Origin of the sequence: Pseudomonas sp. BNK-7, from assembly GCF_048072025.1 — a bacterium.
Taxonomy (GTDB): domain Bacteria; phylum Pseudomonadota; class Gammaproteobacteria; order Pseudomonadales; family Pseudomonadaceae; genus Aquipseudomonas; species Aquipseudomonas danubii.
On sequence record NZ_CP182252.1, the window covers coordinates 3,707,302 to 3,732,095 of the forward strand.

At 62.9% G+C, this 24,794-nt stretch carries 32 protein-coding genes and 2 pseudogenes; 19 read left to right on the forward strand and 15 right to left on the reverse strand.

Going from position 1 to position 24,794, the window contains the following annotated elements:
• The first annotated feature begins 41 nt into the window (after positions 1-41).
• Both ACMGF8_RS17245 and ACMGF8_RS17250 read left to right on the forward strand, forming a co-directional pair.
• Complete coding sequence (locus tag ACMGF8_RS17245) at positions 42-893, forward strand: EcsC family protein (protein WP_416756853.1); 852 nt, start codon at positions 42-44, stop codon at positions 891-893.
• A 13-nt stretch (positions 894-906) separates the two neighbouring features.
• On the forward strand, positions 907-1,458 hold the full coding sequence (locus ACMGF8_RS17250; protein WP_416756854.1) for a GNAT family N-acetyltransferase: 552 nt from the start codon (positions 907-909) through the stop codon (positions 1,456-1,458).
• 66 nt (positions 1,459-1,524) lie between these two features.
• Here ACMGF8_RS17250 and ACMGF8_RS17255 read toward each other — a convergent pair whose 3' ends face one another.
• Genes ACMGF8_RS17255 through ACMGF8_RS17270 form a run of 4 tightly spaced genes read right to left on the reverse strand, consistent with a single transcriptional unit; the run spans position 1,525 to position 3,736 of the window.
• Positions 1,525-2,190 (reverse strand): hypothetical protein, encoded by a 666-nt coding sequence (locus tag ACMGF8_RS17255; protein ID WP_416756856.1) that lies wholly within the window; start codon positions 2,188-2,190, stop codon positions 1,525-1,527.
• 47 nt (positions 2,191-2,237) lie between these two features.
• On the reverse strand, positions 2,238-2,672 hold the full coding sequence (locus ACMGF8_RS17260; protein ID WP_416756857.1) for a hypothetical protein: 435 nt from the start codon (positions 2,670-2,672) through the stop codon (positions 2,238-2,240).
• A 4-nt stretch (positions 2,673-2,676) separates the two neighbouring features.
• Entirely contained in the window at positions 2,677-3,006 is a 330-nt protein-coding gene (locus tag ACMGF8_RS17265) for a cyclic-phosphate processing receiver domain-containing protein (protein WP_207167475.1), read from the reverse strand.
• Between the two features lie 40 nt (positions 3,007-3,046).
• Positions 3,047-3,736 (reverse strand): hypothetical protein, encoded by a 690-nt coding sequence (locus tag ACMGF8_RS17270; protein ID WP_242553922.1) that lies wholly within the window; start codon positions 3,734-3,736, stop codon positions 3,047-3,049.
• Positions 3,737-3,829: 93 nt separating this feature from the next.
• On the opposite strand from ACMGF8_RS17270, the gene ACMGF8_RS17275 reads away from it, so the two are divergent.
• From ACMGF8_RS17275 to ACMGF8_RS17315, 9 genes and pseudogenes are all read left to right on the forward strand, one after another.
• Positions 3,830-4,615 carry a hypothetical protein gene (locus ACMGF8_RS17275; RefSeq protein ID WP_207167476.1) on the forward strand — a complete coding sequence of 262 codons (786 nt, stop codon included), beginning with the start codon at positions 3,830-3,832 and terminating at the stop codon, positions 4,613-4,615.
• 177 nt (positions 4,616-4,792) lie between these two features.
• Complete coding sequence (locus ACMGF8_RS17280) at positions 4,793-5,803, forward strand: hypothetical protein (protein ID WP_207167477.1); 1,011 nt, start codon at positions 4,793-4,795, stop codon at positions 5,801-5,803.
• Positions 5,794-6,135, forward strand: a complete 342-nt coding sequence (locus ACMGF8_RS17285; RefSeq protein WP_129406684.1) for a hypothetical protein — start codon at positions 5,794-5,796, stop codon at positions 6,133-6,135. The genes ACMGF8_RS17280 and ACMGF8_RS17285 overlap by 10 nt, the downstream gene beginning before the upstream one ends.
• Positions 6,125-6,313, forward strand: coding sequence for a hypothetical protein (locus ACMGF8_RS17290; RefSeq protein WP_102864243.1), 189 nt, complete (start codon positions 6,125-6,127; stop codon positions 6,311-6,313). Before ACMGF8_RS17285 ends, ACMGF8_RS17290 begins: the two co-directional genes overlap by 11 nt.
• Complete coding sequence (locus tag ACMGF8_RS17295; RefSeq protein ID WP_180988597.1) at positions 6,313-6,456, forward strand: hypothetical protein; 144 nt, start codon at positions 6,313-6,315, stop codon at positions 6,454-6,456. Before ACMGF8_RS17290 ends, ACMGF8_RS17295 begins: the two co-directional genes overlap by 1 nt.
• Before the next feature lie 8 nt (positions 6,457-6,464).
• Complete coding sequence (locus ACMGF8_RS17300; RefSeq protein WP_207167478.1) at positions 6,465-7,094, forward strand: DMP19 family protein; 630 nt, start codon at positions 6,465-6,467, stop codon at positions 7,092-7,094.
• Positions 7,095-7,152: 58 nt separating this feature from the next.
• Positions 7,153-7,599 carry an NUDIX hydrolase gene (locus tag ACMGF8_RS17305; RefSeq protein WP_102864245.1) on the forward strand — a complete coding sequence of 149 codons (447 nt, stop codon included), beginning with the start codon at positions 7,153-7,155 and terminating at the stop codon, positions 7,597-7,599.
• Between the two features lie 210 nt (positions 7,600-7,809).
• Positions 7,810-8,505 carry an OmpW/AlkL family protein gene (locus tag ACMGF8_RS17310; RefSeq protein ID WP_102864246.1) on the forward strand — a complete coding sequence of 232 codons (696 nt, stop codon included), beginning with the start codon at positions 7,810-7,812 and terminating at the stop codon, positions 8,503-8,505.
• A gap of 209 nt (positions 8,506-8,714) precedes the next feature.
• Positions 8,715-9,338: pseudogene (locus tag ACMGF8_RS17315) on the forward strand (cell wall hydrolase).
• A 15-nt stretch (positions 9,339-9,353) separates the two neighbouring features.
• On the opposite strand, the gene ACMGF8_RS17320 reads toward ACMGF8_RS17315, so the two are convergent.
• The gene (locus ACMGF8_RS17320) at positions 9,354-9,755 is read right to left on the reverse strand and encodes a GFA family protein (RefSeq protein ID WP_416756862.1); all 402 of its coding nucleotides are present in this window, start codon (positions 9,753-9,755) and stop codon (positions 9,354-9,356) included.
• A 256-nt stretch (positions 9,756-10,011) separates the two neighbouring features.
• Between ACMGF8_RS17320 and ACMGF8_RS17325 the strand changes: the two genes are divergently transcribed.
• Positions 10,012-10,473: a methyltransferase family protein gene (locus ACMGF8_RS17325; RefSeq protein ID WP_416760324.1), complete on the forward strand. Its 462-nt coding sequence runs from the start codon at positions 10,012-10,014 to the stop codon at positions 10,471-10,473.
• Between the two features lie 42 nt (positions 10,474-10,515).
• On the opposite strand, the gene ACMGF8_RS17330 is transcribed toward ACMGF8_RS17325, so the two are convergent.
• Both ACMGF8_RS17330 and ACMGF8_RS17335 read right to left on the reverse strand, forming a co-directional pair.
• On the reverse strand, positions 10,516-10,953 hold the full coding sequence (locus ACMGF8_RS17330) for a hypothetical protein (RefSeq protein WP_102864582.1): 438 nt from the start codon (positions 10,951-10,953) through the stop codon (positions 10,516-10,518).
• A gap of 183 nt (positions 10,954-11,136) precedes the next feature.
• The gene (locus ACMGF8_RS17335; RefSeq protein ID WP_207167481.1) at positions 11,137-11,757 is read right to left on the reverse strand and encodes a TetR/AcrR family transcriptional regulator; all 621 of its coding nucleotides are present in this window, start codon (positions 11,755-11,757) and stop codon (positions 11,137-11,139) included.
• Positions 11,758-11,850: 93 nt separating this feature from the next.
• On the opposite strand from ACMGF8_RS17335, the gene ACMGF8_RS17340 reads away from it, so the two are divergent.
• Positions 11,851-12,198, forward strand: coding sequence for a darcynin family protein (locus ACMGF8_RS17340; protein WP_240321974.1), 348 nt, complete (start codon positions 11,851-11,853; stop codon positions 12,196-12,198).
• Positions 12,199-12,287: 89 nt separating this feature from the next.
• On the opposite strand, the gene yfcF is transcribed toward ACMGF8_RS17340, so the two are convergent.
• Complete coding sequence (gene yfcF, locus ACMGF8_RS17345; RefSeq protein WP_207167483.1) at positions 12,288-12,920, reverse strand: glutathione transferase; 633 nt, start codon at positions 12,918-12,920, stop codon at positions 12,288-12,290.
• A gap of 103 nt (positions 12,921-13,023) precedes the next feature.
• Complete coding sequence (locus tag ACMGF8_RS17350; protein ID WP_162884134.1) at positions 13,024-13,983, reverse strand: DMT family transporter; 960 nt, start codon at positions 13,981-13,983, stop codon at positions 13,024-13,026.
• Between the two features lie 153 nt (positions 13,984-14,136).
• Here ACMGF8_RS17350 and gcvA point away from each other — a divergent pair, with 153 nt between their 5' ends.
• Together gcvA and ACMGF8_RS17360 are read left to right on the forward strand one after the other, a co-directional pair.
• The gene (gcvA, locus tag ACMGF8_RS17355; RefSeq protein WP_102864252.1) at positions 14,137-15,033 is read left to right on the forward strand and encodes a transcriptional regulator GcvA; all 897 of its coding nucleotides are present in this window, start codon (positions 14,137-14,139) and stop codon (positions 15,031-15,033) included.
• 136 nt (positions 15,034-15,169) lie between these two features.
• On the forward strand, positions 15,170-15,499 hold the full coding sequence (locus ACMGF8_RS17360) for a hypothetical protein (RefSeq protein ID WP_115582159.1): 330 nt from the start codon (positions 15,170-15,172) through the stop codon (positions 15,497-15,499).
• A gap of 345 nt (positions 15,500-15,844) precedes the next feature.
• Here the strand turns inward: ACMGF8_RS17360 and ACMGF8_RS17365 are convergent, their stop codons facing one another.
• Positions 15,845-16,741 carry a DMT family transporter gene (locus tag ACMGF8_RS17365; RefSeq protein WP_250330400.1) on the reverse strand — a complete coding sequence of 299 codons (897 nt, stop codon included), beginning with the start codon at positions 16,739-16,741 and terminating at the stop codon, positions 15,845-15,847.
• Between the two features lie 113 nt (positions 16,742-16,854).
• On the opposite strand from ACMGF8_RS17365, the gene ACMGF8_RS17370 reads away from it, so the two are divergent.
• Positions 16,855-18,189 carry a PLP-dependent aminotransferase family protein gene (locus ACMGF8_RS17370; protein WP_416756865.1) on the forward strand — a complete coding sequence of 445 codons (1,335 nt, stop codon included), beginning with the start codon at positions 16,855-16,857 and terminating at the stop codon, positions 18,187-18,189.
• A 45-nt stretch (positions 18,190-18,234) separates the two neighbouring features.
• On the opposite strand, the gene ACMGF8_RS17375 is transcribed toward ACMGF8_RS17370, so the two are convergent.
• From ACMGF8_RS17375 to ACMGF8_RS17395, 5 genes and pseudogenes are all read right to left on the reverse strand, one after another.
• On the reverse strand, positions 18,235-19,098 hold the full coding sequence (locus ACMGF8_RS17375; RefSeq protein ID WP_416760326.1) for a methyl-accepting chemotaxis protein: 864 nt from the start codon (positions 19,096-19,098) through the stop codon (positions 18,235-18,237).
• Positions 19,093-19,863: pseudogene (locus ACMGF8_RS17380) on the reverse strand (MCP four helix bundle domain-containing protein); the annotation flags it as partial. The gene ACMGF8_RS17375 and the pseudogene ACMGF8_RS17380, both read right to left, overlap by 6 nt.
• A gap of 245 nt (positions 19,864-20,108) precedes the next feature.
• Complete coding sequence (locus tag ACMGF8_RS17385) at positions 20,109-20,990, reverse strand: alpha/beta fold hydrolase (protein ID WP_102864259.1); 882 nt, start codon at positions 20,988-20,990, stop codon at positions 20,109-20,111.
• A gap of 87 nt (positions 20,991-21,077) precedes the next feature.
• Entirely contained in the window at positions 21,078-21,599 is a 522-nt protein-coding gene (locus ACMGF8_RS17390) for an alpha-ketoglutarate-dependent dioxygenase AlkB family protein (protein ID WP_416756868.1), read from the reverse strand.
• An 87-nt stretch (positions 21,600-21,686) separates the two neighbouring features.
• A complete protein-coding gene (locus tag ACMGF8_RS17395) occupies positions 21,687-22,400 on the reverse strand; it encodes a murein L,D-transpeptidase catalytic domain family protein (protein WP_102864261.1) in 714 nt (237 codons plus the stop codon).
• Positions 22,401-22,551: 151 nt separating this feature from the next.
• Between ACMGF8_RS17395 and ACMGF8_RS17400 the strand changes: the two genes are divergently transcribed.
• The 3 genes from ACMGF8_RS17400 to ACMGF8_RS17410 all read left to right on the forward strand — a co-directional run bounded on the left by ACMGF8_RS17400 (position 22,552) and on the right by ACMGF8_RS17410 (position 24,769).
• Positions 22,552-24,126, forward strand: a complete 1,575-nt coding sequence (locus tag ACMGF8_RS17400) for a L,D-transpeptidase family protein (protein ID WP_416756870.1) — start codon at positions 22,552-22,554, stop codon at positions 24,124-24,126.
• 85 nt (positions 24,127-24,211) lie between these two features.
• Positions 24,212-24,583: a hypothetical protein gene (locus ACMGF8_RS17405; RefSeq protein ID WP_162884135.1), complete on the forward strand. Its 372-nt coding sequence runs from the start codon at positions 24,212-24,214 to the stop codon at positions 24,581-24,583.
• 3 nt (positions 24,584-24,586) lie between these two features.
• Entirely contained in the window at positions 24,587-24,769 is a 183-nt protein-coding gene (locus ACMGF8_RS17410; protein ID WP_102864264.1) for a DUF1289 domain-containing protein, read from the forward strand.
• Positions 24,770-24,794 lie beyond the last annotated feature (25 nt).

Consider the following 24,794-nt stretch of genomic DNA (forward strand, 5'->3'; position numbering starts at 1 on the left):
GCAAGCGGTTTATGCTTCCCGGGCGCAGTAGGTCGCAGCCCATGGAGAAGCCGGTGAGCATCAAAGACAGTCCCGAGGATTATCAGGACCTGAAGCGGGCGGTCAGCCTGCTGGAATCCCCTTCATTGACCGCGCGCCTGTCCGGCCTGCTCGGCTCGCCGATTGAAAGCGCGGTCAAGGCCTTGCCCAATTGGGTGTCCGCAAAGATCAACGGCGCGGTGGTGGCTGCGCTGCATACCTCGGCCGATGCGGCGCTGTGGAGCCTGGAGAACACCCCGAAAAAACAGGCCTCGACGCTCTTGCACAAAGTCTATGCCGCCACTTCCGGCGCGGTGGGCGGCGCTTTCGGGTTTGCCGCGCTGTTCGTCGAGCTGCCCATTTCCACCACCATCATGATGCGCTCGGTGGCCGATGTGGCCCGCAGCGAAGGCTTCGACCTGGAGGACTTCGCCACCAAGCAGGCGTGCATCGAAGTGTTCGCCATGGGTGGCAACAGCCAGGCCGACGACGCCACCGAGACCGGCTATTACATCACCCGCAGCTTCACCACCCAGGCCATGCAGCAACTGTCCAAGGAACTGGCGGCGATTGCCGTCAGGCAAGGCGCCGGGGCGGCCGGCAGGCTGTCTCCGGGGCAGGTGGGCAAGTGGCTGGCGCTGTTGATCGAGAAGGTCGCCAGCCGTTACGGCGTGACCATCTCCAGCAAGTTCGCGGCCCAGGCGGTGCCGGTGATCGGCGCTTTTACCGGCGCCACCATCAATGCGCTGTTCACCGACTTCTATCAGGACATGGCCCGCGGGCACTTCATCGTCAAGCGCCTGGAGCACAAGTACGGCTTTGAGCAGATCAAGGGCGAGTATGCGCTCATCCTGGGCAAGCGCTTGGCAGGCTAGGGCGGGTGTCGATATGAGCGACTTTCCGGTTATCCGTACCCCACGCCTGATCCTCAGGGAACTGTGCCCGGCCGATGTGCCGGCGTTGTTCGCGATTCACAGCGATGCCGAGGCCATGCAGTGGTTCGGCACCGACCCCATCACGGATGACCGGCAGGCCGAGCAATTGCTGGCACTGTTCGCCGGATGGCGGGCCTTGCCCAACCCGGGCGTTCGCTGGGGCATCGAGCGCCAGTCCGAACCCGGTCTGCTGGGCACCTGTGGCCTGTTCAAATGGAACCGCCCGTGGCGCAGCTGCGCCATCGGCTTCGAGCTGGCGCGTGCAGCGCAAGGGCAGGGGCTGATGACCGAGGCGCTGCACGCCGTGGTTAGCTGGGGCTTCGAGCAGATGGCGCTGAACCGTATCGAGGCCCAGGTGCACCCGCAGAACCTGGCGAGCCTCAGGTTGCTGGAGCGGATGGGGTTTGTTCGCGAAGGGCTTTCACGGCAGGCGGGGTATTGGCTGGGTGCCCATCATGATCTGCAGCAGTACTCGTTATTGAGGGCAGAACGTAGCGTTCGGTGAACTGCCCCCCCCTGCACTTGGCCAAGTGCAGGGCGGTGCTCAAGTCGTCGACAGCTGGCTCGGGCTTCAGGCATCTCTCAGGATGGCGGCGGCAGCCGCGACTTTGTTGTCTTGAATCATCTGAAAGAAACCACGCTCCACATCGGCGACCCGGGCATCGGGCAAGTAGGTCCGAGCGATGTCAGCCAGGCGTTCGCACCAGCCTTCGTAAGCGTTCGAATTGGCTTTACTGATACGAATTCGGGTCGGGTCCTGTTTGATTGCCGCCAGGACCGTATCGCTGTGGACCTGCTGGATTTTCATGATCTGCAGGTCCAGGGTGGCCGACTGGATCGGGTCGAGAAACATGCGGATCTTGCTGACAAACGAAACACTGGAAAACTCCGGCATCTTCAGGCTGGCGATCTCGTAAAGTGCCGGACGCGGTTGCTCCTTGAACAGCGCCGATGCCTGTTCGATCTGCGAGTCTTCGACCCCGGAGCGGAAGCGGCCAACACGGACATTGGCCAAACCACCCATTTGGGTAAATCCCCAGTAGAGAACATTCGATAGCCCGTCCTTGACGGTGTCCAGTGAGTCGCTAAGCAGTTGTTGGCGAATCCGGGTTTCCAGTTCGGACATCGACAGCCGAACAACCGGCGTCTGGCTGGCGAAGTCAAAATGTGCAGTGGGGAAGGCATAGCCTGCTACCGCATCGGCCAATGTTTTCGCTTGCAGAGGACTGAGTGGCATCACGTGCTCCTTGTGTAGTCATGGGGGGTGAATGGCGGGGCGGCCTTTCAGCGGTTGCCGGGCACCGGTACATCGCGGTCTTCGACGGCTTGCAGGTCGTGGTAGGAGGGAAAGACCTTCCTGTTGCTGATCTTCAAGCCTGTGGGTTGCGCGAGCCCTTGGGTTTTACTCGAGTCCCAGGTCCGACGTTCGCCGCAATAGGTATGCACCACCTCAGAGTTGTCCCAGAACAAGCGCTCCAGCAGGGCGTCGTACTCGTCTAGCCACGCATCATCGAAGATGTAACTGTCTTTGGGGGAGGTGGCGAAGTGCATCATATGCCCGTAGTAGCAATGCCCCCGGCTGTTTGGCAGCACGCTGAAAAGCGCCCTGGTGATCTGCGCCCCCGTCACTGGCAGGCTTTGCAGCACCGCGCGATTGTGCGCTTCGGCAGCCGGAGAAGGGTCAAAGCAGTGGATGTAGCCATACAGGTTGCCGCTCATTAGGTCAGATGCCTGCGTTGTCGGTTGATGGGCGGCATCCGTTGTTGCGGGCCAGTCGATCGATCGCTTGCACGCCGGCGCGCATCTTTTCCACGGCGGAGGCATTGGCCGAGTGGATGTGAATGCGCGGTGGACAGAACCCGTGCAGCGCTACCGCCTCTTCGATCCACAGGATCACGTCATAACCGGTGCCGCGCGGGTCATCTCCGAGGTCGTGGTCGAGGCTGATCTCTTCGACGCCGCCGGCTTTGAGCAACGCGATGACTTCGTCCGGCCAGTAGGTGCGAATCCAGCCGGGCGGGGTTTGGCGTTCGTCGTCGAGGTAGATTTTCATGGGCGTTAGAAGCGGCTTTTCAGGAGTTGGAAGTGGTCGTTCAATGCAGCCTGTCGCGTAAAGCCTTGAGGGCGGCATCCTGGTGCCAGGTTTCGACCCCAATGGCAACCGCCCCGGCCGCTTGAGGAACCCTCTCGACGCAGGTCGCGATGTTCTGTTGGGCGAGCAGTTGCTGCGCCACCTCAAGGTGCCGGCGTATGCCGGTGAACCAGTGACGCTGTTCATCGGTCAGCAACCGGATGACCTCGGGATAGGAGCAGCCGAGCTTCTGTCGCAGGTTGATCATTGCCGGCTTGTCGTCACGACCGAATGCCGGGGTCAGTACATAGCACTGGCCTGCTGCGGCACGCAGGTCGTACTTGTCTTGCAGGTACTCTTCAACACTGAAGCAGTTGGCGACCGTCTCGATTTCTCCGCTGAGTACATTGACCAGATGGGCATTGACGCCGACATAGCAGTATTGCGTCATGCCGTGCACCACATAGTCCTCGCTGTTGCAGCGCACCGCCCAGTAATCACCCTTGGCGGACAGCTCGCAGGATTGAATGGCAAAGCGTTCGGGCTTGCCATCCCTGAGGGTGCCGTCATGGAGGGCAAGTACGGCATTGCCGGCTTGTTGTGCGGATAGCATCGGTCCGTGATCTTCGACAGTGAGTGTGGTGCTGTTTTTTCGCCCTGCTGTATACCTCGTTGCGGTTCTATAAGCCACAGTGCTGCGAATGCCGGTCAACCCCGATCCTGCGGTGGATGACTGCGCCACAGTTGTGTAAAAGCCCTCGCTTGTTCAGCTCCGTGACCCTGCCAATTTTCCAGGTGCAAGCCAATGAAACCCAATGCTGAGCTCCGGTTGTTTGCCGTCCCCCTGTGCGGCGGGCTGATCTATGCCGTCACCAAGGGGCTGGTCAATGGCTGGCACGCTTCAGAGCTGTTCTCCGGGTTTGTGTATGGCAGTGTCATCGCCATTGTCCTGGGCATTCCTCTGTTGCTATGGGGCGACCGACGTTGCCCGGCACTGCCCGGTCGGCATTTTTTCAGCAGCCTGGTGCAGGCCTTGGCGGCCGCGGTTCTGCTGGGGGCTTCAACGAGGCACTTGCTGTTGGCGGTGCTGGGCGGGCTGGCTTTGGGGGGGCTTTTTACTCTGCTGGTGCGCGGGATCGAGGCACTGCCGGTTGCCGGAGAGGGGCCAGAGCGCCAGGGATGGTCACGGGTGCTGATGGTGCCACTGTCAGGTGCATTGACCCTGGGCAGCATCGCTACGGCGCTCTATCCCAAGGGCGTGGAAAGCCTGCCGATGTTTTTCTTCGGCGGGTTGATCGGCGCGTGGCTGAGCGTGCTGGTCTGTTGGCCGATGCTGTGGCTGGTGGAGCGGGTACTGGTCACCCCTTGGCGCTACGTAATCGGTGGCGGCCTCAGTGGTCTGGTGGTCTGGCTGCTGTCCGGGGCACAGGGGTTGATGGTCAATCCTCAGGGCTGGTCCGCGGGGCTGGGCTTCTGGGTGCCGCTGCTGACCCATGGTTTCTTTCCGTTCCTGCTGATCGGGCTGTTGAGCGGGATGCTGATGACGGCCTGCAACCGGATGCTCCAGCGCAGGAAGACGGGCCCCGGTTGAATTCGGTGACCTTGCCGCCTTCTAGATACTTCGATGGGGCAAATATGATAGCGTTGCGCCACTTTTACCCTGCCGATCAAGGGATTTTTCGTGCGTCGATTGCTCAGCCGCTTATCAACTGTGTTTGCCGGACCCTCGGATGAGTACTGGGACCAGAAAGCCACGGAGTTGACCTATTTGGGCAAGCTTCATCGTGGTGAGCTGGAGCTTGAGCAGAGCCGCCCGGGCCAGAGCCTTCAAGAGCGCGCCATCGCCGCCGTGGGGCCGGTGAATTTTACCGAGCTGCTGGCTGAGCTGGAGGTCGATACCGGCTACAGCACCTTGACGGCGGCGCAGATCAGCGGCGCGGTCGGCATCGGTATTGCGGGGGTGGTCTCCGCTTACCTGACCAATCTGCACGCCGACAAGCTGGAGGAGCTGTTTCTCAAGTTGCATGAGTATTTCAAGCCGGAAGGCACCACCAGCCCCCTCGATTATCGGACCGGCGCCAAGCATCGCTACATCTTCGGGCATGACCTCAATGTGTTCCAGAAACTGCCGGACGACTACACCTTCGGTGGCGAGTCCGTAGGCGGCAAGACTCTCTATTCTCTGGTCGTCGATTACATCGAGGCGGGGTACCCGGGCGCGGGACCGGTGCTCAAGCACCTCAAGGCGATTGCCCATATTCTTACCCATTGCCTCAGCGACCTTCCCACCAAGGATGGTCTTCCCCTGCCGTTCAGCTCCCTGTTCACCCAGTGGGTGAAGGATGAAAGCAAGGCGTCCGGCTACAGCGCTTCGAACCCGCTGATGGATGCCCTGGGCAGGGAGTTCGGTACGATCAATGCGGCGGATATCAGCTCCTACGCCACCATCAAGCTGCTGTTGAGCGGACGGCACGCCATCGCTTTCTACAAGTCCGAGGTGACCCAGGAGGACAAGGACCTGCACCTGGCGCTGATGAGCACCATCGCCTACGGCACGGGGTTGATGATCCAGATGTTGCTGTTGGTCGCCGGGGCAGGGGGGCGCACCGGTAAGATGAACTACCTGATTGCCGGACCTTTTCTCTGGAATGCCGGCAAGTCGACCTTGATTACCCATCGTCAGCACCAGCGGGTGGTGATGGACTACGAACGCTCCATCCGTCTGCTTGACGATAAAACCACCACCTTCGATGACTGGATCAGAGTTCAATGCCAATGATCGACCATGCCGAAAATGCCGATACCGAATACCACTTCGAGTCGTCGGACGAGTACTGTTCTCCCGATCTCGTGGAGCAGGTTGCCCAGGCGCTGAAGCAGAACATGAGCCTGACGGCGGCCGACCTGGCTCAGTTGGCGACCATCGTGCACCTGGAGCGTCTTCGCCACGACTTTGCCCACAGCGGGCAAAGTCTTGCCGAGCATGGCAAGGAGATTCAGCGGCTGCGCAACGAGTTGATTCAGCATCACCGCCGCGAGCCATTCGACAATGGCAAGTTGGAAAAAGCCTTCTACAAGGCGTTGAACAAGGCTTACGGCTATGTCGGATAAAGTCGTCCGGGGCCTGTTCATAGCTGCGGGCGCCATCGTCGTCAGTTGTACGTCGGGGCTGATGGGCAAGCTCGCCTCCGACCATCGAGAGCGCAAGCGCAGAAGCCGGCTTGATGAAACCTTGAACAAGATGGAAGCCAAGATGGCAGCGGACAAACAGAACCGGGGAACTCCTTGATGGCGATTGTGGTAATAGGACTGTTTTTCCTGATCCTGGCCATTGTGGTGTTCAGCACGGTCTTTTCATTGCTTGAAAAATCACGCATCGCCAAACACGAGCAGATGAAAAAGGCCAAGGCCAAGACCTTCAGGAAAAAATAGGTAGCGTTTTGAGATTCCCTCCCATCCGCCATGTCGACTTCGAAGATGACGCGCTCTGCCTGAGCTGGGCCGACGGCCTGATCCTGCGCCAACCCTTGAGCCGTTACAGCCAGCTGCAAAGCGCCACACCCGAGCAGCGCGCGGATTTTCGGATTCACCCACATGGGATCTCGGTGTCCTGGCCGCACCTGGGAGACGCGGATGTCAGCATCGACGCCTTCGACTGGATCTGGGAGCACCTGTGCCGAGAATCCATGGGGCGGCTGCAAGCTCTGGAGTGGCAACTGGAGCAATTGCCAGAGGACGATCAGTTGATCGTGGCGCTCTGGCGCCTGGAAGCGGACGGTTACAACGGGGGATTTCTGCAGTTCTTCTGCAACTGGGGCGAGCATTGCTGCGAGCTGGCGCTCAAGGCGCTGGTTGCCATTGGCGCGCGTAGCACCCACGCCGTGGTCAGCCGCCAGCGGCAGTTGATCGGGCCTCTTGAAGATCACCCGCAACTGCAGCGGCTGTGGGACATTCCCGAGCTGCTCGGTGACGAGCAATATGAGCTGATCGGTGGCGAGCTGGACGAGCAATTGTGGTCGGCGATGGAGGAGGTGCCGACGCTGGCGGTAAAGTATTTCTACGCTGGCTGATGCTCATTGCGCCATGTTCTAATGCCGCGCCTTGCCCCCTTTGAATGGACTTCATCCCTTGGCTGAACCCCGTATTCGCGCGCTCGCGCTGTGTGTCTTCCACCACCAGGGCAAGATCCTGGTCAATCAGTTCGTTGATGCCGACACGCAACAGACGCTGTTCCGACCTCTGGGCGGTGGGATCGATTTTGGTGAGCACAGCGCCCAGGCCATTGTTCGTGAAGTGCAGGAGGAACTGGGACAGTCGATCAACAACCTGCGGCTGATCGGCACTCTGGAAAGCCTGTTTGTGTACGACGGTAAACCCGGCCATGAAATCGTCCAGGTGTACGATGCCTGCTTCGAGGATGCGACGGTCTATCAGCGCGCTCAACTTGACGCCCAGGAAAGCGACGGCGCGCCCTTTGTGGCCCGCTGGCAGGGCAGCGCCAGTTTCACCGAGCATACGCCGCTGGTTCCCCAGGGGTTGGGCGAACTGCTGAAGAACGCCGGCTTGCTGGACTGACCGGGCTCCGGCCGCGATTGGCCGCAGGCGCCCGACCGCGGCCTTGATTCACGAAACACCCCGCAACGCATCTGGCGCCCGATCGGCCTCGGCCTATGTCATTCGGCAGATGTGCACGTTTACCTGCTTCTCGATACTCAAGCCTCCCTGGCACAGCCCGCCGTGATCACGGCTGGCGGGTTGGCCGTTGTTCGAGTAGTGGAGTGATGCATGCGTAAATTGACCCTTCTGAGTACCAGCCTGCTGTTGTCTGCCCTGGCCGTTTCCACGGCCCAGGCCTTCGAAGCTGGCGACATTATTGTCCGCGCCGGCGCGGTGACGGTGGACCCGCGTGAGAGCAGCTCCAGCGTCAAGGTCGATCGCGGCGCCCTGGCCGGCACCAGCCTGGGGGGCAAGGCCAGCCTGGGCAGCGATACCCAATTGGGCTTGAACTTTGCCTACATGCTGACCGATAACCTGGCGGTGGAACTGCTGGCGGCGACCCCTTTTGAACACAACGTGAGCCTCAGTGGCACCGCTGGCGGCATTGCCGATGGCAAGCTCGGTTCCCTCAAGCACCTGCCGCCGACCCTGAGCCTGCTGTACTACCCGATGCACAGCAAATCGGCGTTCCAGCCCTATGTCGGGGCGGGGCTCAACTACACCTGGATCTACGATGAAAAGGTCGGCAGCCGGGCTTCAGCCGCAGGCTTCGACAACTTCCGCGCCGGCAACTCCTGGGGCTGGGCGGCACAAGTGGGCATGGACTACATGCTCACCGATCGGCTGATGCTCAACGCACAGATGCGCTACATCGACATCAATACCGATGCCTATGTGAACAACAGCCAGCTTGGGGTGCGCTCCAAGGTCAATGTGGATGTCGACCCGTTCGTGTACATGGTGGGCTTGGGCTACAAGTTCTAGGTGCTGCGCCGAGGTCCAGCGTCCCTGGTCCGGTCAGCGTTTTCCGAGGGAATGTTTTAGTGGCGCCATGGTCGACTCGATATGGCCCGCTCATGACCCGTCGCTTGTCGCCGACGTGCCCATGCGCCGGCCTCGGTGCGCGGCTCTGTCGCTTGAAGGCTCAGGGTTGGCGTTGACCCAGGGTCCATGACTTGTTGGAAGAGTCGATCATGCACATCATTGCAAGGCTTACCTGCTACGGTTTGATGCTCTACATCGCCCAGCTCCTGGCCGCCGAGCCGCAACCTGCGGTCCAGGAAGTCGCCGAGGACAAGGCCCAGGTCCTGGAGCAGAAGGTCGCGGACAAAGAGAGCCCCAAGGCCGAGCCCCAGGCGGCCCCCATCACCAAGACGGAAGTCCAGGCCGTGGATCCCGCCGGACAGGCACCGGTGGACGATGCCATCACCTGTCTGTCGCGGACCCTGTATTGGGAAGCCAAAGGGGGGGAGTCTGCCGATATGGAAGCGGTGGCCGATGTGGTCCTGAACCGTCTGGGCCATTAGGGTTTTCCGTCTACCCTGTGCGAAGTGGTCAAGCAGGGCTCGGAAAAAAGTCCGTGCCAGTTCTCCTGGTGGTGCGATGGTCGCCCGGATCAGGTGCAAGAGGAGGGGCGCTATAGCCTGGCCAAGGAGATTGCGCGCAAGGCGCTGAATCAGCAGCTCCAGGACCGCACCGGCGGCGCCCTGTACTTTCACGATCGCAGCGTTTCACCCCAGTGGGCCAAGAGCTACATCAAGACCACTGAAATCGGCAATTTCCTGTTCTACAAACCCAAGGACCTGGCGGCGCGCTAATGGCGGGTCGAGCAGTCAGGGTACTTGCGGGTATTGATCGCAGATCTGGTGCCAGCTGGCCTTCATTGCCACGCAGTGGTGCTTCTGCTTGGGGGCCGTGAAGGGCGTATCCAGGGTGGCGATGGCGATTGAAATCCACTCGGCGTATTCACCTCGCACATTTTGCCAGAACAACGATGAGCCACAGTGGCAGCAGAACTGGCGCAGCACGCCTGGGGAGGATTCATAGCCCTTGAGGGCTGTGCCGGCGTCGCTGACGTGCAGATTCGCGCGCGGGGTGCTGGCGTAAGAGGCAAAGGCCGCGCCATGGCCTTTCTGGCACTTGCGGCAGTGGCAGTGGGTGACGGCTTTCAACGCGCCGGATACTTGATAAGTCACCGCGCCGCACAGGCAGCTGCCTTGATGGGGGATTTGCATGCTGAGGGTTTCCAGAGTGTCGGGGCCGGCGCTGCTACAACCTGTTCGGTCGGGGGCTCAAGCTTGCGCCGGGCTATCAAGTCGAAGCCCGGAGGATGTACAACTGCGCGCTGATGCTCAAGTGGGCAGTGCCGGTTTGCAAGGCATTTGCTGTTGCATCATTGAGCGACGGTAGGAGGTGCCGGGCGATGGACTACCCCTGAGGCCAGGGATCCGCCGCTTGGCGATTGCGCAGCATTTCGAGGGAAGAAGCATGATGCAGGCACTGGAAAACAGGGTTCCGCCACCGCTGGTCGCGCTGGCGTTCGGCGGGCTGATGGGCGGCGCATCGCTAGGGCTGCCGGGACTTGACCTGGCCTGGAGCACACGCCTGTTGTTGGCGCTGCCTGTGGTCGGGGCGGGGCTGCTGTTCGTCCTGGCGGGCGGAATCTCGTTCCGGCGTGCCCGGACCACGGTCAACCCCTTGAAACCCGAAGCGGCCTCAGCGTTGGTCACGTCGGGCATCTACCGCTACACCCGCAACCCGATGTATGTCGGCTTTGCCCTGTGGTTGCTGGCCTGGGGGCTGTACCTGGCCTCGCCCCTGGTGCTGCTGGGCGTCCTGGGCTTTGTCCTGTACATCAACCGCTTGCAGATCGCTCCCGAAGAGCGGGCGCTCGGGCGGTTGTTTGGTGCGGATTTTACCGACTATCGACAGCGCGTGCGGCGCTGGCTCTAGGTCGCACGCCTCTGTGCTCCGGGCAGAGGCATGCCCTGGTCTTCAAGCCGCCACTTGCGCCTGAATCTGCAACTGGCCATCCACTTCGCGAGTCAGGCCGCTGGCGACGAACAGCGGCACCAGCAGCTTGTGCAGTTCGGGCTCGACGAAGTCCTTGACCGTCGCCAGGTCCAGCTCGCCGCTCACTGCAAGCTCGATCTTGGTGAAGGACAGCCAGGCTTTCTTCAGGGCCAGCAGCACGTCGCTGCCAGCGGTGCTGGCGAAGCGGCGGTGGGCCACGCGGCCGGCGAAGTTGAAGCTGTGCTGGTATTCATAGCCGGTTTCGTCACCCTGGCTGGCGACGCAGCGGCCACAGGTGCAGGGGCCGTCGGCGAAGGCGGCGCGCAGGTAGCTGTTGAAGTCGACGATGGGCTTGAGGGCCAGGCGCTTGTCGACTTCGAACAGGTCACCGGTCATTTTTGCTTCACTGCTCAAGGTCAGGTTCCTCAGGGTCGGGCGGTGTATTTCCAAGGGGCGCACCATACCAGCCGGATCGGCGCACGGGTACTTTTCTGGCGTTGAGCGGCCTGCCACATCGCGGCGTGCCCTTGGGCAAGGCCGATGACGCCCAGCATATGTTTGCCTGCATGCGTCAGCCGTCATGTGTGTCGCCGCGCCGCTCGATCATTCTCCGGCAAGCGTCAGGTAGCCGCGGATGGCGCGCATGACCCGGCGCTCCAGGTCCGGGGCCTCGGTTTCACCTCGCTCACCTGCGGCATCGATCATGCCGTGGGTCAGGGCGAACAGGTCGTGGGCCACCGTGACCACGTCATCGAGCACCCAAGGTGCGTCGGCCAGTTGCAGGGCCTGCACCAGGGTTTGATGAATGACCAGGGCCACTCGCTGATGGCGCTCCTGCAGCGGCAGCCGGCGCTCTTCGAAATCGATCACTCGGGCCAGTTCCGGCCGGCGCAACTGGTGGGCCACTGCGGCCTGGACCATGGCGCGGATGCGCTCCAGGGCGGCGCCGTGACTGCTCGCGCCGTGGACATCGCTGAGCAACTGCGCGGTCTCGCGCTCGATCAGCGCCACCGTCAGGGCATCGCGGTTGGGAAAGTACTGATACAGCGAGCCGATGCTGACACCGGCCCGTTGCGCCACGGCGTTGGTGGAGCAGGCGGTGAGTCCCTGGGTTTCCAGAATGCGAGCAGCCGCTTCCAGAATAGCCTCGACGGTGTGCGCCGAACGGCGCTGGCTCGGGGTTTTACGCGGGGTCAGAGGAGGGCTGGCAGGGTGTTTTGACATGGCGGCAATGCGAGTTTCAAAGGTGAGTGATGACTCGTATTCTGCTTGGGCAAGCAGCACTCATCAACCCTTTGTCTGTCAGGAGTCAACACCATGTCTGTCACCGTGCTCAGCGTATTCATGCTGGTAAAAACCACCCCGGAGTGGTTGGGGTTTCCGGTCGAGGAGCGCTTTCGCCTGTTGCGTACCCAGATGGAGCCGATTCTGCAACGGCATTCGGCCGAGGTATCGCTGCGCTTCTTCGATATCGAGTTCTACTCGGCGCGAGTCACCGATCTGTGGCTGTGGGAAGCCAGCAGTCACCATGCCTATGAGCTGTTGGTGGAGGAGTTGCGGGAGACGCCGTTCTGGGACCGCTACTTCTCGATAGTGGAAATCCTTCCCGGCGTGGAGAATGCCTACGCCAAGAACTATGAGCAGCAGCCCTTACTGGCGTCCTGAGTCGTTTGCGTCACTGAATCAGGTACCCTCCCGGATTTGCGGGAGGGTTTTTGCATTGGCGGCTCATCAAACGCATCCGCCCCAGGCCGCTACAGCGCCGGCCGCGGCAACCGCAGCCATTCCTGCACCGCCGGCCGCTGCCATTGGCGCCGGGCATAGTCCACCAGGTTCGCGGGCATCGGGTCACCGTTGAGGATCAGCCGGTTGAGCATCAATGCCAGGTCGACATCGGCAATCGACCACTGGCCGAACAGGCAGTCACGGCCATCGGCCAACAGCGCTTGCGCCGTATCGATCAGCTTGGCCACCGCCGCTTCGGCGGGTGGCGACAGAGGTTCGCCCTTGCAGCCATAGAACACCACCAGGGTCGAGCGCTCCTGGCGGATCGGCAGCAAGTCGCTGCGCAGCCAGGCCTGGACCTGGCGGGCCCTGGCTCGCTGTTGTCGGTCGAGGGGATAGACCGCGGGTTCAGGGAACAGCTCCTCCAGGTATTCAGTGATGGCCGAGGATTCGGACAGGGCAAAGCCGTTATGCACCAGGGTCGGCACCCGCTGGGTCTGGGACAGGCGGGCATAGTCCGGGGCGCGATTCTCACCGGCATCGAGGTCAAGGGGCATGAGTTCGAAGTCGATGCCCTTTTCCCGCAACGCCACGAACACTGACAGGGCATAGGGGCTGGTGAACTGGGCATCGACGTACAGGCGTGGACGGGCGTCGGTCACGGCGGGATCTCCAATGGGGGAACGGACACGCTAGGAGATCCCGGGCAATAAATAAAATGCGCGATTTTTATCCGTGCATTCCTCGCGGGAATACCGGCCGCTATCAAATGTCCTTGCCGAGAAAACTGTCGCTGTCCAACGGTGCCTGCTTGCGTGCCCTGAAGCGCCTGAGCAGCCGGCCGTCGATGGCCGCCAGGCCCAGGGCGATCATGCCCATGCCCAGCAGGTGCCTGGCGTGCAACTGCTCGCCCAGCACCAGGCAGCCCAGGACAATGGCGCTGATGGGAATCAGGAAGGTCACCAGCATCAGGTTGGTGGCGCCGGCGCTGGAGAGAATCCGAAAGAACAGCACATAGGCCAGGGCGGTGGACAGCAGGGCGATTCCCAGTAGCGCGCCCCAGGTGGCCAGGCTCGGCAGTGGCAGGTTCCAGGGCCGCTCCAGCAGCAGCGCCAGGGGGATCAGCAGCAGGCTGGAGGCGCAGATCTGACCGCTGGCGCTGAGCAGTGGGGCGACGCCCATGGCCTTGAAGCGCCGGCCGAAGACTCCGGCGAAGGCATAGGACAGTGCCGCACCCAGTACCGCCAACTGTGCCCCGAGATGATCCCCGAGGCCCGCCAGGGCATCGGGGCCGATCATCATCGCCACCCCGACAAAGCCGACCAGCACCCCTGCCAGTTTGTTGCCGCTGATTTTTTCATCAGTGGTCAGGACGTGGGCCACCAGTACCGCGAACAGGGGCGTGGTGGCATTGAGAATGGCGGCCAGGCTGCTGGCGATATGGGTCTGGCCCCAGACAATCAGGCCAAAGGGCAGCAGGTTGTTGAGCAGCCCCATGCCGAAGAACGCCAGCCACACTCGTCGGTCCCGGGGCAGTGACAGGCCGAGGATACGGATCAGCGTCAGCAGGGCGAGGGCGGCCAGGCTCACTCGCAGCATGACGATGGTCAGTGGCGGCAGCTCCTTGACGGCAATCGCGACAAAAAAGAACGAGCCACCCCAGAGGATCGACAGCACCAGCAATTGCCCCCATTCCATCACTCCCATGACTTTTTGCCTGGTCATGCCGCTTACTCCCACGTGTTTCAATGATTGAGTCCTGCTCGTCGATGCACGGACGCCTTGGCTATTTGAATGGCTGCCGTGTCGAATTATTCTGCGAGTTGCGACCGCAGACAAACGAGCGTTTTTCGCTCCATAGTTGAGGAGAGCTAAATCATGAGCATGGCCTTGCCGCCCCTTGCGGCACTGCGCGCATTTGAAGCCACAGCGCGTCATCTGAGCGTGACCCTGGCGGCCAGGGAGCTGAATGTCACCCCGGGCGCCGTCAGCTTGCAGGTCAAGGAGCTGGAGTCGGTGCTGGGTCTCGCGCTGTTTTTGCGCCGCCCCCGGCGCTTGATCCTGACCGCGGCTGGTGAGGAGTACTTCGCGACCTTGCGCACGGCCTTTCGGATGATGCGCGAGGCCACGGCGCAGATGGTCGGGCGTGGGCGTCTGGAGGTATTGGTGCTCAGTTGCACGCCGAGTTTCGCCACACAGTGGCTGGTGCCACGGCTCTCGGGATTCGAAGCGCAGGCACCTGGGGTGGATGTGCGGATCAGCGCCTGCAACCGCCAGGTAGACCTGGCCCGCGATGGAGTCGATCTGGCGGTGCGCCACGGCTTTGGCCGCTATGAGGGGCTGCTCAGCGAACGCTTGCTCGATGACCAGTTGACCCCGGTGTGCAGCCCGCAGTTGCTGGGGCAGGACGCCGGCCTGACGGTCGCCGAGCTGGCAGGGCTGCCGTTGTTGCATGATGAGCATCGTCACGACTGGGCGCTGTGGCTGGCGGCGGCCGGGGCCGGGCAGATCGACGGCGGCCGGGGCCGGGTGTTCGTCGACAGCAATGGCGCCATAGAAGCTGCCAAGGCGGGTCTGGGGGTTGCCCTGGTGCGCCGCTCGCTGGTCCGCCGGGAACTGGCCGAGGGCTCCCTGCTGGCGCCGCTTGCCCAGGGTGTGGCCAGTGATCTGGCTTACTATCTGGTCTATCCGGCAGCGGCCCTGGAGCGACCCAATGTCGCGCTGTTGCGCCAGTGGTTGCTGGCCGAAGCCGGGCGCGGCGAGCCGCTGGCATAGTGCGTTGCGCCTGTACCGCATGACTGGCCAGCAGTGGCAGGCACTTTGCCTTGATCGATAAGGCAATCTGCTGGCCCCGCACTGGCCAAGGTGTCGGCAAAATCACTTTATTTTCAGGTGGTTAGGTGACCGATAAATGCGCCATGTGTTGATAACGCTGACTTCCTGCGCCCTGCTGGGCGGGGCCGGGATGGCCCAGGCCAGAGAGCTGCAGGCCAATGACCGTTATGTTTGCAGTTGGGGCGCAGGCACTGCTGCCCGGGCTCAGGAGCTGAAGTTGTCCGGGGTGTCGCTGTACGCGGCGCGGCAGAAGATCCAGACCTACAAGTTCAGCAAGGGCTGGATGCGCATGATGGCCCTGGGGATCACCGAGCAGACCTACGACAGTGCCTCGCGGATCAGGCCCGAAGCCTTGCGCAAAAGCTTTTACGACGACTGTGTGCGCTACAAACTGGCCCGTCGATAGTCGCTGCTACAGGCTCTAGCCTGAGTGTTGCGTAACGGGACTGACGTTTCTGATCCGTATTTTTCTAGATCATCTGCATCTGTTATCAGAACAGCCAAGGTTTGAAAATGGCGCGCCCACTGGGTCTCCTGGCTGGAGATCCGGCCCGCTGCACCGCACACCTACTGTTCAGGAGGCCTGATGACTAAGATGGCGTTTTTCTTGTTTGGATTTTTAGCCTTGACCATCGCGATCGGTGCGCTTGCCACTATCTCTCCGACCTAGACCCCAAGCCGTTTGCAGCACCCGTCGCCAGGTAAGGCGCAAGCAGTGGCAGGCCTCTTGAGCCTGCCACTGTCGTTTCTGTCACTTGGCCCAACGCTTCGCTCCGGCCACGCACAGGATCACTGCCACTGTGACCCCGAGCATGCCCAGGCTGACCTGTTCATGCAGCAGGCCGGCGGCCAGGGCCAGGCCGAAGAATGGCTGTAACAACTGCAGCTGGCCGACGGCAGCGATCCCGCCTTGAGCCAGGCCGCGGTACCAGAAGACAAACCCGATCAGCATGCTGAACAGCGAGACGTAGCCCAGGCTGAACCAGGCCGGCAGGCTGATGCCGCTAAAGGAGGTCGGAGCGCTGAACAGGGTCAGGACCGCCATGACCGGCAAGGATAAAACCAGGGCCCAGGAAATCACCTGCCAGCCTCCCAGGGTCCGGGACAGTTGCGCGCCCTCGGCGTAACCCAAGCCGCACACCAGCACCGCCAGGAGCATGAGCAAATCGCCCTGGGGCGACGCCGACAGCCCCTGGGACAGGGCATAACCCATTACCAGCAGGCTGCCCAGCACCGAGAACAGCCAGAACACCGGACGTGGCCGTTCACCGCCGCGCAATACGCCGAATACCGCGGTGGCCAGGGGTAGCAGGCCGAGAAACACGATGGAGTGAGCCGAGGTCACGTACTGCAGGGCCAGGGCGGTCAGCAAGGGAAAGCCCAGCACTACGCCCAGGGCGACGATGGTCAGGGGCAGCAATTGCTGCCTGCTGGGGCGTCGTTCCTTGAACAGCAACAGGATGCACAGGGCCAGGACCGCAGCGAGGGTGGCGCGGGCAACGGTAAGGAACAGCGGATCGAACTCCAGCACCGCGACCCGGGTCGCCGGTAGTGAGCCGCTGAAGATCAGTACCCCGATAAAGCCGTTCAGCCAGCCGCCGGCGGTATTTTCCAGCGGGGGGGATTGCAGGTGCGATGTCCGTTGCATTCAACAAGTGCTCACTACGGTTGGCAGGGGCAGGCCCGGGGTAGGGCTTGCGTCCAGCTCATCCTAGGATTGAAAATCAGCACAATCAAAAAATTGTCATGGATACAGCGCCAATGGCCCGCGCCCGCTACAAGCAGTTAGTCGATGTGTTCGCCGCCGATATCCGTCGCGGCGTGCTGGCCCCTGGCACCCGCCTGCCCACCCATCGAGAGCTGGCGGCCAGGGAAGGGCTGGCGTTGGTAACCGCCTCGCGGGTGTATGCCGAGCTGGAAGCCATGGGCTTGATCAGCGGCGAAACCGGGCGTGGCACCTTTGTCCGTGAAACCGCGCTACCGCCCGGACAGGGTGTAGATCAGCAGGCCACGGCGGCCGGAACCCTGGACTTGAACTTCAACTACCCGTCCTTGCCCGGACAGGCAGAGTTACTGCGCGCAGCCTTGCGTCAGTTGGCGTCCTGCGGCGATCTGGAGGCCCTGCTGCGTTATCAACCCCACGCCGGCCGCAGCCATGAGCGGGCCACGGTGGCGCAGCATTTGGCGGGTCGCGGTCTGGCAGTGAAGGGCGAGCAGGTGCTGATTGTCAGTGGGGCCCAGCACGGCCTGGCGACCACGGTCATGGCCCTGCTCAAGCCCGGCGATGTGGTGGCCACCGATGCCCTGACCTACCCGGGGTTCAAGGTGGTGGCGGATGCGCACGGATTGGAGTTGCTGGCCATCCCATTGACGGCAGAAGGTCCGGACCTCGATGCCTTCGAGCGCTTGTGCCAGCGTCGGCGGGTAAGGGCGGTGTACGCCATGCCGACTTTGCACAACCCCATGGGCTGGGTGCTTGACCTGGCCTGGCGCCAGCGTCTGGTGGCCCTGGCCCGTCAGCATGGGTTGCTGATCGTTGAGGACGCGGCCTACGCCTATCTGGCGGACGATCCACCTGCACCCCTGGCGGCCCTGGCCCCGGAAAGCACGGTGTACATCTCGGGTTTTTCCAAGAGTGTGGCCGCCGGGCTGCGGGTCGGCTACGTGGTGGCCTCCGCAGACCGAGCGCCCTTGCTCGAACGCGCGATCCGCGCCACCACCTGGAACACCCCCGGGGTGATGACCGCCATGGCCTGTGCCTGGATCGAGGACGGCACCGTGGCGCGCCTGGAGCAGGAAAAACGTCAGGACGCCCAGGCCCGTCAGCATCTGGCTCGGGAGCTGTTGGCAGGGCTGGAGCATATCGGCCACCCCAACTCGTACTTCCTCTGGCTGCCTTTGCCCGAGGAAGTACGCGCCGATCAGGTGGCCATGGCGTTGCTGCGTGAGAACGTCTCGGTGTCTACCGCCGAGCCCTTTGTCTGCGCCGGGCCGGTGCCCCACGCCATTCGCCTGGCCCTGGGCTCGGTGGACCTGGCCGATTTGCCCGAGGCGCTGGCCAAGGTCCGGCAAGTGATCGCCCGTTACGCGTTCTGAAGCGGCACGTTCGACGCTTCGAACGTGCCGCTGACAACTGCTTTTTTAGAGCTTGAACTGGGTCACCAGCCCGTTCAGGTCCACCGCCAGCCGCGACAGTTCCTGGCTGGCGGCGTTGCTCTGGTTGGCCCCGGCCGAGGTCTGGGTCGACAGGTCGCGGATGTTGATCAGGTTGCGATCCACTTCCCGGGCGACCTGGGCCTGTTCTTCGCTGGCGCTGGCGATCACCAGGTTGCGCTCGTTGATCATGGTGATGGCCTGGGTGATCTGGTCCAGGGCCAGCCCCGAGGCGCGGGCCGCCTCCAGGGTCAGGTGTGCCCGCTCGTTGCTGTTGCGCATGGCGCTGACCGCACCCTCGGTGCCTTCTTCGATGGTGTTGATCATGCTTTCGATTTCCTGGGTCGACTGCTGGGTGCGATGGGCCAGGGCCCGCACTTCGTCGGCGACCACGGCAAACCCCCGTCCGGCATCCCCGGCCCGGGCCGCTTCGATGGCCGCATTCAGGGCCAGCAGGTTGGTCTGTTCGGCAATCGAGCGGATCACTTCCAGCACCTGGCCGATATTGCGCACGTCCACTGCCAGGTGCTCGACCTGTTCGCAGGTCTGGGTCACGTCTGCCGCCAGTTGGCCGATGGAGTCCACGGTGTGTTGCACCTGCTCGCGTCCGTGGTGGGCGGTGCGGTCGGTTTCCTGGGAGGCCTCGGAGGTGCTCACCGCATTGCGCGCTACTTCCTCCACGGCGGCGGTCATCTCGTTGACTGCCGTGGCAGCCTGCTCCACTTCATTGCTTTGCTGGTGCAGGGTTTGACTGGAGTGTTCGGTGACCGCATGCAGTTCCTCGGCGGCGGAGGCCAGTTGGTTGGAGGAATCGGCGATCCGCTGCAGGGTGCCCCGCAGGCTGGCCTGCATGGTTTGCAGGGCTTGCAGCAGGCGTGCCGGTTCGTCCTTGCCGCTGACCGTGATGCTCTGGCCGAGGTCGCCGCTGGCGATGGTTTCCGCCACGGCCACGGCCTGGCCCAGTGGGCGCACGATGCTGCGGGTCAGCAGCAGGGCGAGGGCGATGGTCAGGGCCACCACGATCAGCATGATCAGCACGACCATGGCAATGGCGCCCTGGAACACCTCACTGCTCAGCTGCGCGGCGGCGACGCCACCCCGAGTGTTGGTGTCGATGATGTCCAGCAGCTCCTTGAGCATGGCGTCGGCATGGGTCAGGAACGAACCGCCGTCGACGACATCGATGGCCGCTTCCTTGTGCCCCTGGCGCACCAGTTCCACCACCCGGTGCTGATCCTTGATGTAGGCCGCCTTGGCGCTGAGAAAGCGTTCATAGGCCGAGCGCTCCTCGGCCTCGGTGATCAGTTTCTCGTAAACGCCTTGCTGGCGATTGAGTTGCTCGTCGAGTTCGCCGACGCGCTTGAGCAGGGCCCGTACATCGTCGTGGTCACGGACCACCAGCATGCGCAGGGTGATGGTACGGATCTGGGTGCTGGTCAGGGCCAGGGCGTTGGCGGCGACAATCGATGGCTGCCAGTTCTGGTCGACCTCAAGGGATTGCTGGTTCATGCGCCGCATTTCCAGCAACGAGAAGCCCCCCAGGCCCAGTGCCAGCAGGGCGATCAGGGCGAAGCTGAACCCTGCGCGGCGGGAAATATTCATCGTTCTCAAGAGCATGACTGTGTTCCTTGTGGCGGCAAAAAGTACAACCGGCGAAGCGAGTCGCGGTTTGCATCTGTGCGGTGCGCTGTGGAGCGAGGCTTCACGGCACCGTCGGTTTTTGCACACAAGGTCGGCGGTAGGCGCATCTGATCGGCGCCTTTACCAGGGTTTTCCAGGGGGGACAGGAGGCACGGCCGGCCTGGAAAACCCGCCGATGATATCACGATGACATCTATTTGCGGGCGCCTGGCCCGCAGCTTTCAATGGGCTTCGGTGTGCAGGAAGCCTGCGATGGAGCGGGCACTGGTCACTGGGTCGACTTGCATGAAACAGTGCTGGCCGTCGATCACCTGGGTGCTCAGGTGCCGGTTGAGGGCGGCCCAGCGTTTGATCGAGCGGGCGACGTAGGGGTAGCTGTCGCGCCCGTGGATCACCAGGGTCGGGGTCTGCACCCGGCGCAGGGATCGCCACAGGCGCCGCGGGAAGCTGCTGAAAATGTCCACCTCGCGTTCAGGGGAGCATTTGAGCGCTACGCCTTGACCGTCGTCTTTCAGACCGTGCTCGACATAGGCGTTCAGGGCCTCGTCGCTCCAGCCCTTGAAGATCCCCCGGTTGGCCAGGGCGGCCTTGGCCGAGGCGCGGTCCGGCCAATGCTGGCGGCGGGCAGCGGCCTTGCGAGCCAGGGTATGGCGACGGTTGAGGCCCAGGGCCGAGAGCAGCCTCAGGGAGCTGATCATCGACGGGCTGAAAATCACCGGGTCGAGCATCACTGCCTTGGCAAACAGCTGGGGGCGTTCGGCCACGATCAGACTGGTGAGCACGCCGCCAAAGCTGTGGCCGACGGCGTAGCGGGGCACGTCACCGTAGGCCTTGAGCCCGGCCTCGAAGGCTTCGGCCGCCAGTTCTGCGGTGCGATTCCAACCCACAAACGGGCCGCCATGATCGCTATCGCCATGGCCCTGGACGTCGCTGAGCCACAGGTCGAAGGATTCGGCCAGCAAGGCCAGCAGCGGACGATAGGCCATGGAGCAGAAGCCGTTGCCGTGGAGGAAGTGCAGCAACGGTTTGCCCGAAGGTTCGGAGCGCAGGCCGCGCAGGGTGAAGCCTTCGGGGCAGGGGTAGGACCAGGGGAGCAACTGCATGGGGCCTCTATTCGAGCGGTGATCACAGCCGGGCATTGTCGATGGCGCGGCCCTTGAGTCAAGGGCCGATCCTGACCGAGTCCAGCACTACGCGGTCTTGAGCTGGCGAAACGACAGGCTGATGCGTTCACCGGCATTCGGGGCCTTGGGGATCGCGTGCAGCCAGTGTTTCTGCAGTTCGTCCGACATGTGCAGCAGCGAGCCGCTGGCCAGGCTGTAGTCGAAGGTGGCGCCGCTTTCCTTGTGGCGAAAGACCATGGCCCGGGCGTGACCCAGGGAGACGATCACCACCCCGGTGCCTTCCACCAGTTGCTCGTTGGCATCGGAGTGCAAGCCCATGGAGGACTGGCCGTCCGGATAGAAGTTGAGCAGGCAGTTGTTGGGGCGAAAGCCCAGCAACTGCTCGATCGGACCGCACAGCTGCTCCAGCGCCTGGGGCATCGGCACCGCCGGGTAGGTGATCTGCGAGTAGTCGTAGGGCGCGCCGAAGCTGGCGGTCTTGCGTGCGCGCATGCGTTCATCCCAGAGCACGCTGTCCTTGAGGTGGTTGAACAGGGCGTCGGGGGCCGGGATGAAGTCAGGGAACAGATCGATTGCAGGTGGCGTCATGGGGCGGCTTCAAGTGCTAGAGGGACGAGCAGCGAGTCTAACCCGGTTACGGGCGCCCTCGCTGATCGGCATTGCGCCACCGAGCAATCAGCCGCCGTTGCTGCTCAGGATGCTCGCCACCTGACGCGGCTGGCAATTGAGGTAGGCCGAGGATTTCAGCCAGCGCTGGTCCGGATACCAGGAAAACATGAACTGGCCATCCTTGAGCTTGTCTATCACCTGGCGCGCCACTTGCGGGCGTACCGCCGGGCAGCCCTGGCTGCGGCCGATGCGGCCCTGGCGCTGGCTCCACAAGGGGTTCACGTAGTCGGCGGCATGGATCACGATGGCCCGGTCCCGGGCCCGATCATTGAAGCCGGGCTCCAGGCCGTCCATGCGCAAGGAGTAGCCGTGGCTGCCTTCGTAGCTCTCCTGGGTGCGGAACAGGCCCAGGCTGGATTGATAGCTGCCCAGGCGGTTGGAGAACTGGGTGGCGAAGTTTTCCCCGGACTTCTGTCCGTGGGCCACCAGGTCGCGCAGCACCAGTTTTTTGCTGCGCAGGTCGAAGATCCACAGGCGCCGCGCGGTGGACGGTTGCGAGTAGTCGATCACCGCCAGGTGCCGGGCCTGTCGGGCACCACTGTTGACCGCGCATTGCATGGCGTTCAGGGCACTTTTCAGGGCCTGGGGATTGAGTTCCGGTGCGGCGTGAGCGAGGCTGCTGTACAGCGCGGGAGCGGGTTTGCTGGCGGCGAAGGAAGGACTGCAAAAGGCGCCCAGGGCGATAGTCGCCAGGCAGATTCGGCACAAGAAGTTCAACATGTTTAGAGCATCCCCATGATCACTTTGGCTCCTGACGTCCTGTCGTTCCCCCGGCAGTCTGGTCTATATGTTTAGATCCCAGGCCTGATTGTTCCCCATCTGCCGTAACGGTTGGCCAACGCACTGAAGGCCACGGATTGGAGTAAAGCAGTTGTTCAAAAAAACCGCATGTTACTTGAGCCTGTGCCTGCTCGCTGCGCCATTGGTCGCGCTGGCCGAGGACCCTGCGCTGGCGCCGCCCAGTGCGCTGCAACTGACGTTGACCCAGGTGGGGGTGGCTTGCCCGGCACTGAGTCCACGCCTGGATGCTTCCGCGCAACTGCTGTTGCAGGCGTTCTACCGCCAGAACGGCGAGCAGCCGGTGTGGTCCGCCGAGCATCGGCTGGCCAGCTTGCAGGCGCAATTGGCCCAGGTGATCGATGACGGCCTGGATCCAGAGCGCTATCGGCTGCCGCTGAGCAGCGCAGCAGGGGATGAGCTGTGCACCGATATCGCGATCAGTCATCAGTACCTGCAAGCCTTGCAGGACCTGCACTACGGTCGCCTGTCACAGAGCCGCTTCGAGCCCTTGTGGCGGGCCCAGCCGCTGGCGGACGATCGCCAGGCGGCGTTGCTGGCGATGGCCGTGCCCGGGCTGGAAAACCTCGCCGGCGCCTTCGATCAGGCCCGTCCGAATCTTGAGCAATATCGCAACCTGCGCCAGGTCTATGCCCGTGAACGCCAGCAACCATTACCCCGTTGGCAGGCGGTAGCCGGTGGCCCGCTGTTGCGTCCGGACATGCAGGACAAGCGAGTCCCGGAACTGGCCCAGCGCCTGTACCTGGGCGGCTTTCTGCCAAGCCCCGAGGTCAGTGACGATAATACCTACAGCAGTGACCTGGTAAACGCGGTGAAAAATTTCCAGCTCAGTCATTCGCTGCAGGCTGATGGCGTGATGGGGGCGGGCACCCTCAAGGAGCTGAATATCAGCCCGGCCCAGCGCCGTGAGCAACTGCGCATCAACCTTGAACGCCTGCGCTGGCTGGCCCAGGATTTCGAACCCAATATCGTGTTGGTCAACGTCGCGGCCGCGCAACTGACCTTCTATCAGGACGATGCGGTGGTGTGGCAGACCCGCACCCAGGTCGGCCGTGCCGAGCGTCAGACACCGCTGTTGAAGTCCCAGGTCACGCGCTTGACCCTGAACCCCACCTGGACGGTGCCGCCGACCATTCTCAAGGAAGACAAACTGCCGGAAATCCGCCGTGACCAGGGCTTCCTCAATCGTCAGAACCTGCAGGTGCTGGACGCCAATGGCCAGCCCCTGGCGCCCGAGGATGTCGATTGGGAGCGTCCCGGCAATATTCTTCTGCGCCAGGGGGCGGGCCCGCGCAACCCCTTGGGGCGCATCGCCATCCGTTTTCCCAATCCGTTCTCCGTGTACCTGCACGACACCCCGAGCCAGGCGCTGTTCAGCAAGGGGCCCCGTGCCTTCAGTTCCGGCTGCGTGCGGGTCGAACAGGCGCTGCAACTGCGCGACTGGTTGCTGAGCCCGGCGGAGCGACTGCGCACCAACGAACTGCTGGCCACCGGCCTGACCCATGAATTCCGCCTGGCCAGGCCGGTGCCGATTCTGCTCAGCTACTGGACGGTGCAGGCCGACAGCCATGGGCAACTGCTGTATGCGCCGGACATCTATGGGCACGACGACGTCCTGTCCAGCGCCTTGGGTAGCAAGCTTCTGTAGGCGCTAGCCCAGGTGCAACGCGCCGCCGCGAGTGGCGGGTTTGAGGTATCTTGTGCGGCCTTTTTTCCCTTGCTCAAGGTCCTTCATGCCACTCGACAAACGCCGGCAAGCCGCCATGGAACGCCAGCTGGCCGCCACCCTGACCGAAGCCTGCGAGGCCGCCAAGGCAGAGATCGTCGGCTTTTCCTGGTTGACCCACGAAGTGAATTACGCCGCCTTTCCGGCAAGCCTGGTGGTGGCCTGGATCTTCGACACCCAGGCCCACAAGGAGCAGGCCCTGGCGGCGGGCCAGGGCTCACGGATGATTGAACTGACAGCCCGCGCCTTGGGCGAGGCCGATGTGCGTCTTGAGTCATTGGCGGCCCATGTGTTCTTCGACAGCGAGGAACAATGCCGGCGGATCAATGGCGGCGATTGGGCGCAACGCCTCAAGCGCCTGCGTCCGGGGCGGGGTTGAGCCATGGCCAAGGAAATCGACAACCCCTGCATCGCCCTGTGCCAGCTCAGCGGCGACCTGTGCGTGAGTTGCGGACGGACCAAGGACGACATCCGCAAATGGAAGCGCATGAAGCGCCCGGAAAAGATGGCCGCCGTGCAGCGGGCCAGTGCGCGGCTCAAGGCCTTGCAGAAAAAGAAGGGTTGAAGGCCGCTTCACTCCCCGCAAGGCA

Bases quoted from the DNA above. Each gene is read 5' to 3' on its own strand.
- ACMGF8_RS17245 (WP_416756853.1), top strand. From the start codon at position 42: ATGGAGAAGCCGGTGAGCATCAAAGACAGTCCCGAGGATTATCAGGAC.
- ACMGF8_RS17250 (WP_416756854.1), top strand. From the start codon at position 907: ATGAGCGACTTTCCGGTTATCCGTACCCCACGCCTGATCCTCAGGGAA.
- ACMGF8_RS17255 (WP_416756856.1), bottom strand. From the start codon at position 2,190: ATGCCACTCAGTCCTCTGCAAGCGAAAACATTGGCCGATGCGGTAGCA.
- ACMGF8_RS17260 (WP_416756857.1), bottom strand. From the start codon at position 2,672: ATGAGCGGCAACCTGTATGGCTACATCCACTGCTTTGACCCTTCTCCG.
- ACMGF8_RS17265 (WP_207167475.1), bottom strand. From the start codon at position 3,006: ATGAAAATCTACCTCGACGACGAACGCCAAACCCCGCCCGGCTGGATT.
- ACMGF8_RS17275 (WP_207167476.1), top strand. From the start codon at position 3,830: ATGAAACCCAATGCTGAGCTCCGGTTGTTTGCCGTCCCCCTGTGCGGC.
- ACMGF8_RS17285 (WP_129406684.1), top strand. From the start codon at position 5,794: ATGCCAATGATCGACCATGCCGAAAATGCCGATACCGAATACCACTTC.
- ACMGF8_RS17290 (WP_102864243.1), top strand. From the start codon at position 6,125: ATGTCGGATAAAGTCGTCCGGGGCCTGTTCATAGCTGCGGGCGCCATC.
- ACMGF8_RS17295 (WP_180988597.1), top strand. From the start codon at position 6,313: ATGGCGATTGTGGTAATAGGACTGTTTTTCCTGATCCTGGCCATTGTG.
- ACMGF8_RS17310 (WP_102864246.1), top strand. From the start codon at position 7,810: ATGCGTAAATTGACCCTTCTGAGTACCAGCCTGCTGTTGTCTGCCCTG.
- ACMGF8_RS17320 (WP_416756862.1), bottom strand. From the start codon at position 9,755: ATGCAAATCCCCCATCAAGGCAGCTGCCTGTGCGGCGCGGTGACTTAT.
- ACMGF8_RS17325 (WP_416760324.1), top strand. From the start codon at position 10,012: ATGCAGGCACTGGAAAACAGGGTTCCGCCACCGCTGGTCGCGCTGGCG.
- ACMGF8_RS17335 (WP_207167481.1), bottom strand. From the start codon at position 11,757: ATGTCAAAACACCCTGCCAGCCCTCCTCTGACCCCGCGTAAAACCCCG.
- ACMGF8_RS17340 (WP_240321974.1), top strand. From the start codon at position 11,851: ATGTCTGTCACCGTGCTCAGCGTATTCATGCTGGTAAAAACCACCCCG.
- ACMGF8_RS17350 (WP_162884134.1), bottom strand. From the start codon at position 13,983: ATGACCAGGCAAAAAGTCATGGGAGTGATGGAATGGGGGCAATTGCTG.
- gcvA (WP_102864252.1), top strand. From the start codon at position 14,137: ATGAGCATGGCCTTGCCGCCCCTTGCGGCACTGCGCGCATTTGAAGCC.
- ACMGF8_RS17360 (WP_115582159.1), top strand. From the start codon at position 15,170: ATGCGCCATGTGTTGATAACGCTGACTTCCTGCGCCCTGCTGGGCGGG.
- ACMGF8_RS17365 (WP_250330400.1), bottom strand. From the start codon at position 16,741: ATGCAACGGACATCGCACCTGCAATCCCCCCCGCTGGAAAATACCGCC.
- ACMGF8_RS17370 (WP_416756865.1), top strand. From the start codon at position 16,855: ATGGCCCGCGCCCGCTACAAGCAGTTAGTCGATGTGTTCGCCGCCGAT.
- ACMGF8_RS17375 (WP_416760326.1), bottom strand. From the start codon at position 19,098: ATGCAGGCCAGCCTGCGGGGCACCCTGCAGCGGATCGCCGATTCCTCC.
- ACMGF8_RS17385 (WP_102864259.1), bottom strand. From the start codon at position 20,990: ATGCAGTTGCTCCCCTGGTCCTACCCCTGCCCCGAAGGCTTCACCCTG.
- ACMGF8_RS17390 (WP_416756868.1), bottom strand. From the start codon at position 21,599: ATGACGCCACCTGCAATCGATCTGTTCCCTGACTTCATCCCGGCCCCC.
- ACMGF8_RS17395 (WP_102864261.1), bottom strand. From the start codon at position 22,400: ATGTTGAACTTCTTGTGCCGAATCTGCCTGGCGACTATCGCCCTGGGC.
- ACMGF8_RS17405 (WP_162884135.1), top strand. From the start codon at position 24,212: ATGCCACTCGACAAACGCCGGCAAGCCGCCATGGAACGCCAGCTGGCC.
- ACMGF8_RS17410 (WP_102864264.1), top strand. From the start codon at position 24,587: ATGGCCAAGGAAATCGACAACCCCTGCATCGCCCTGTGCCAGCTCAGC.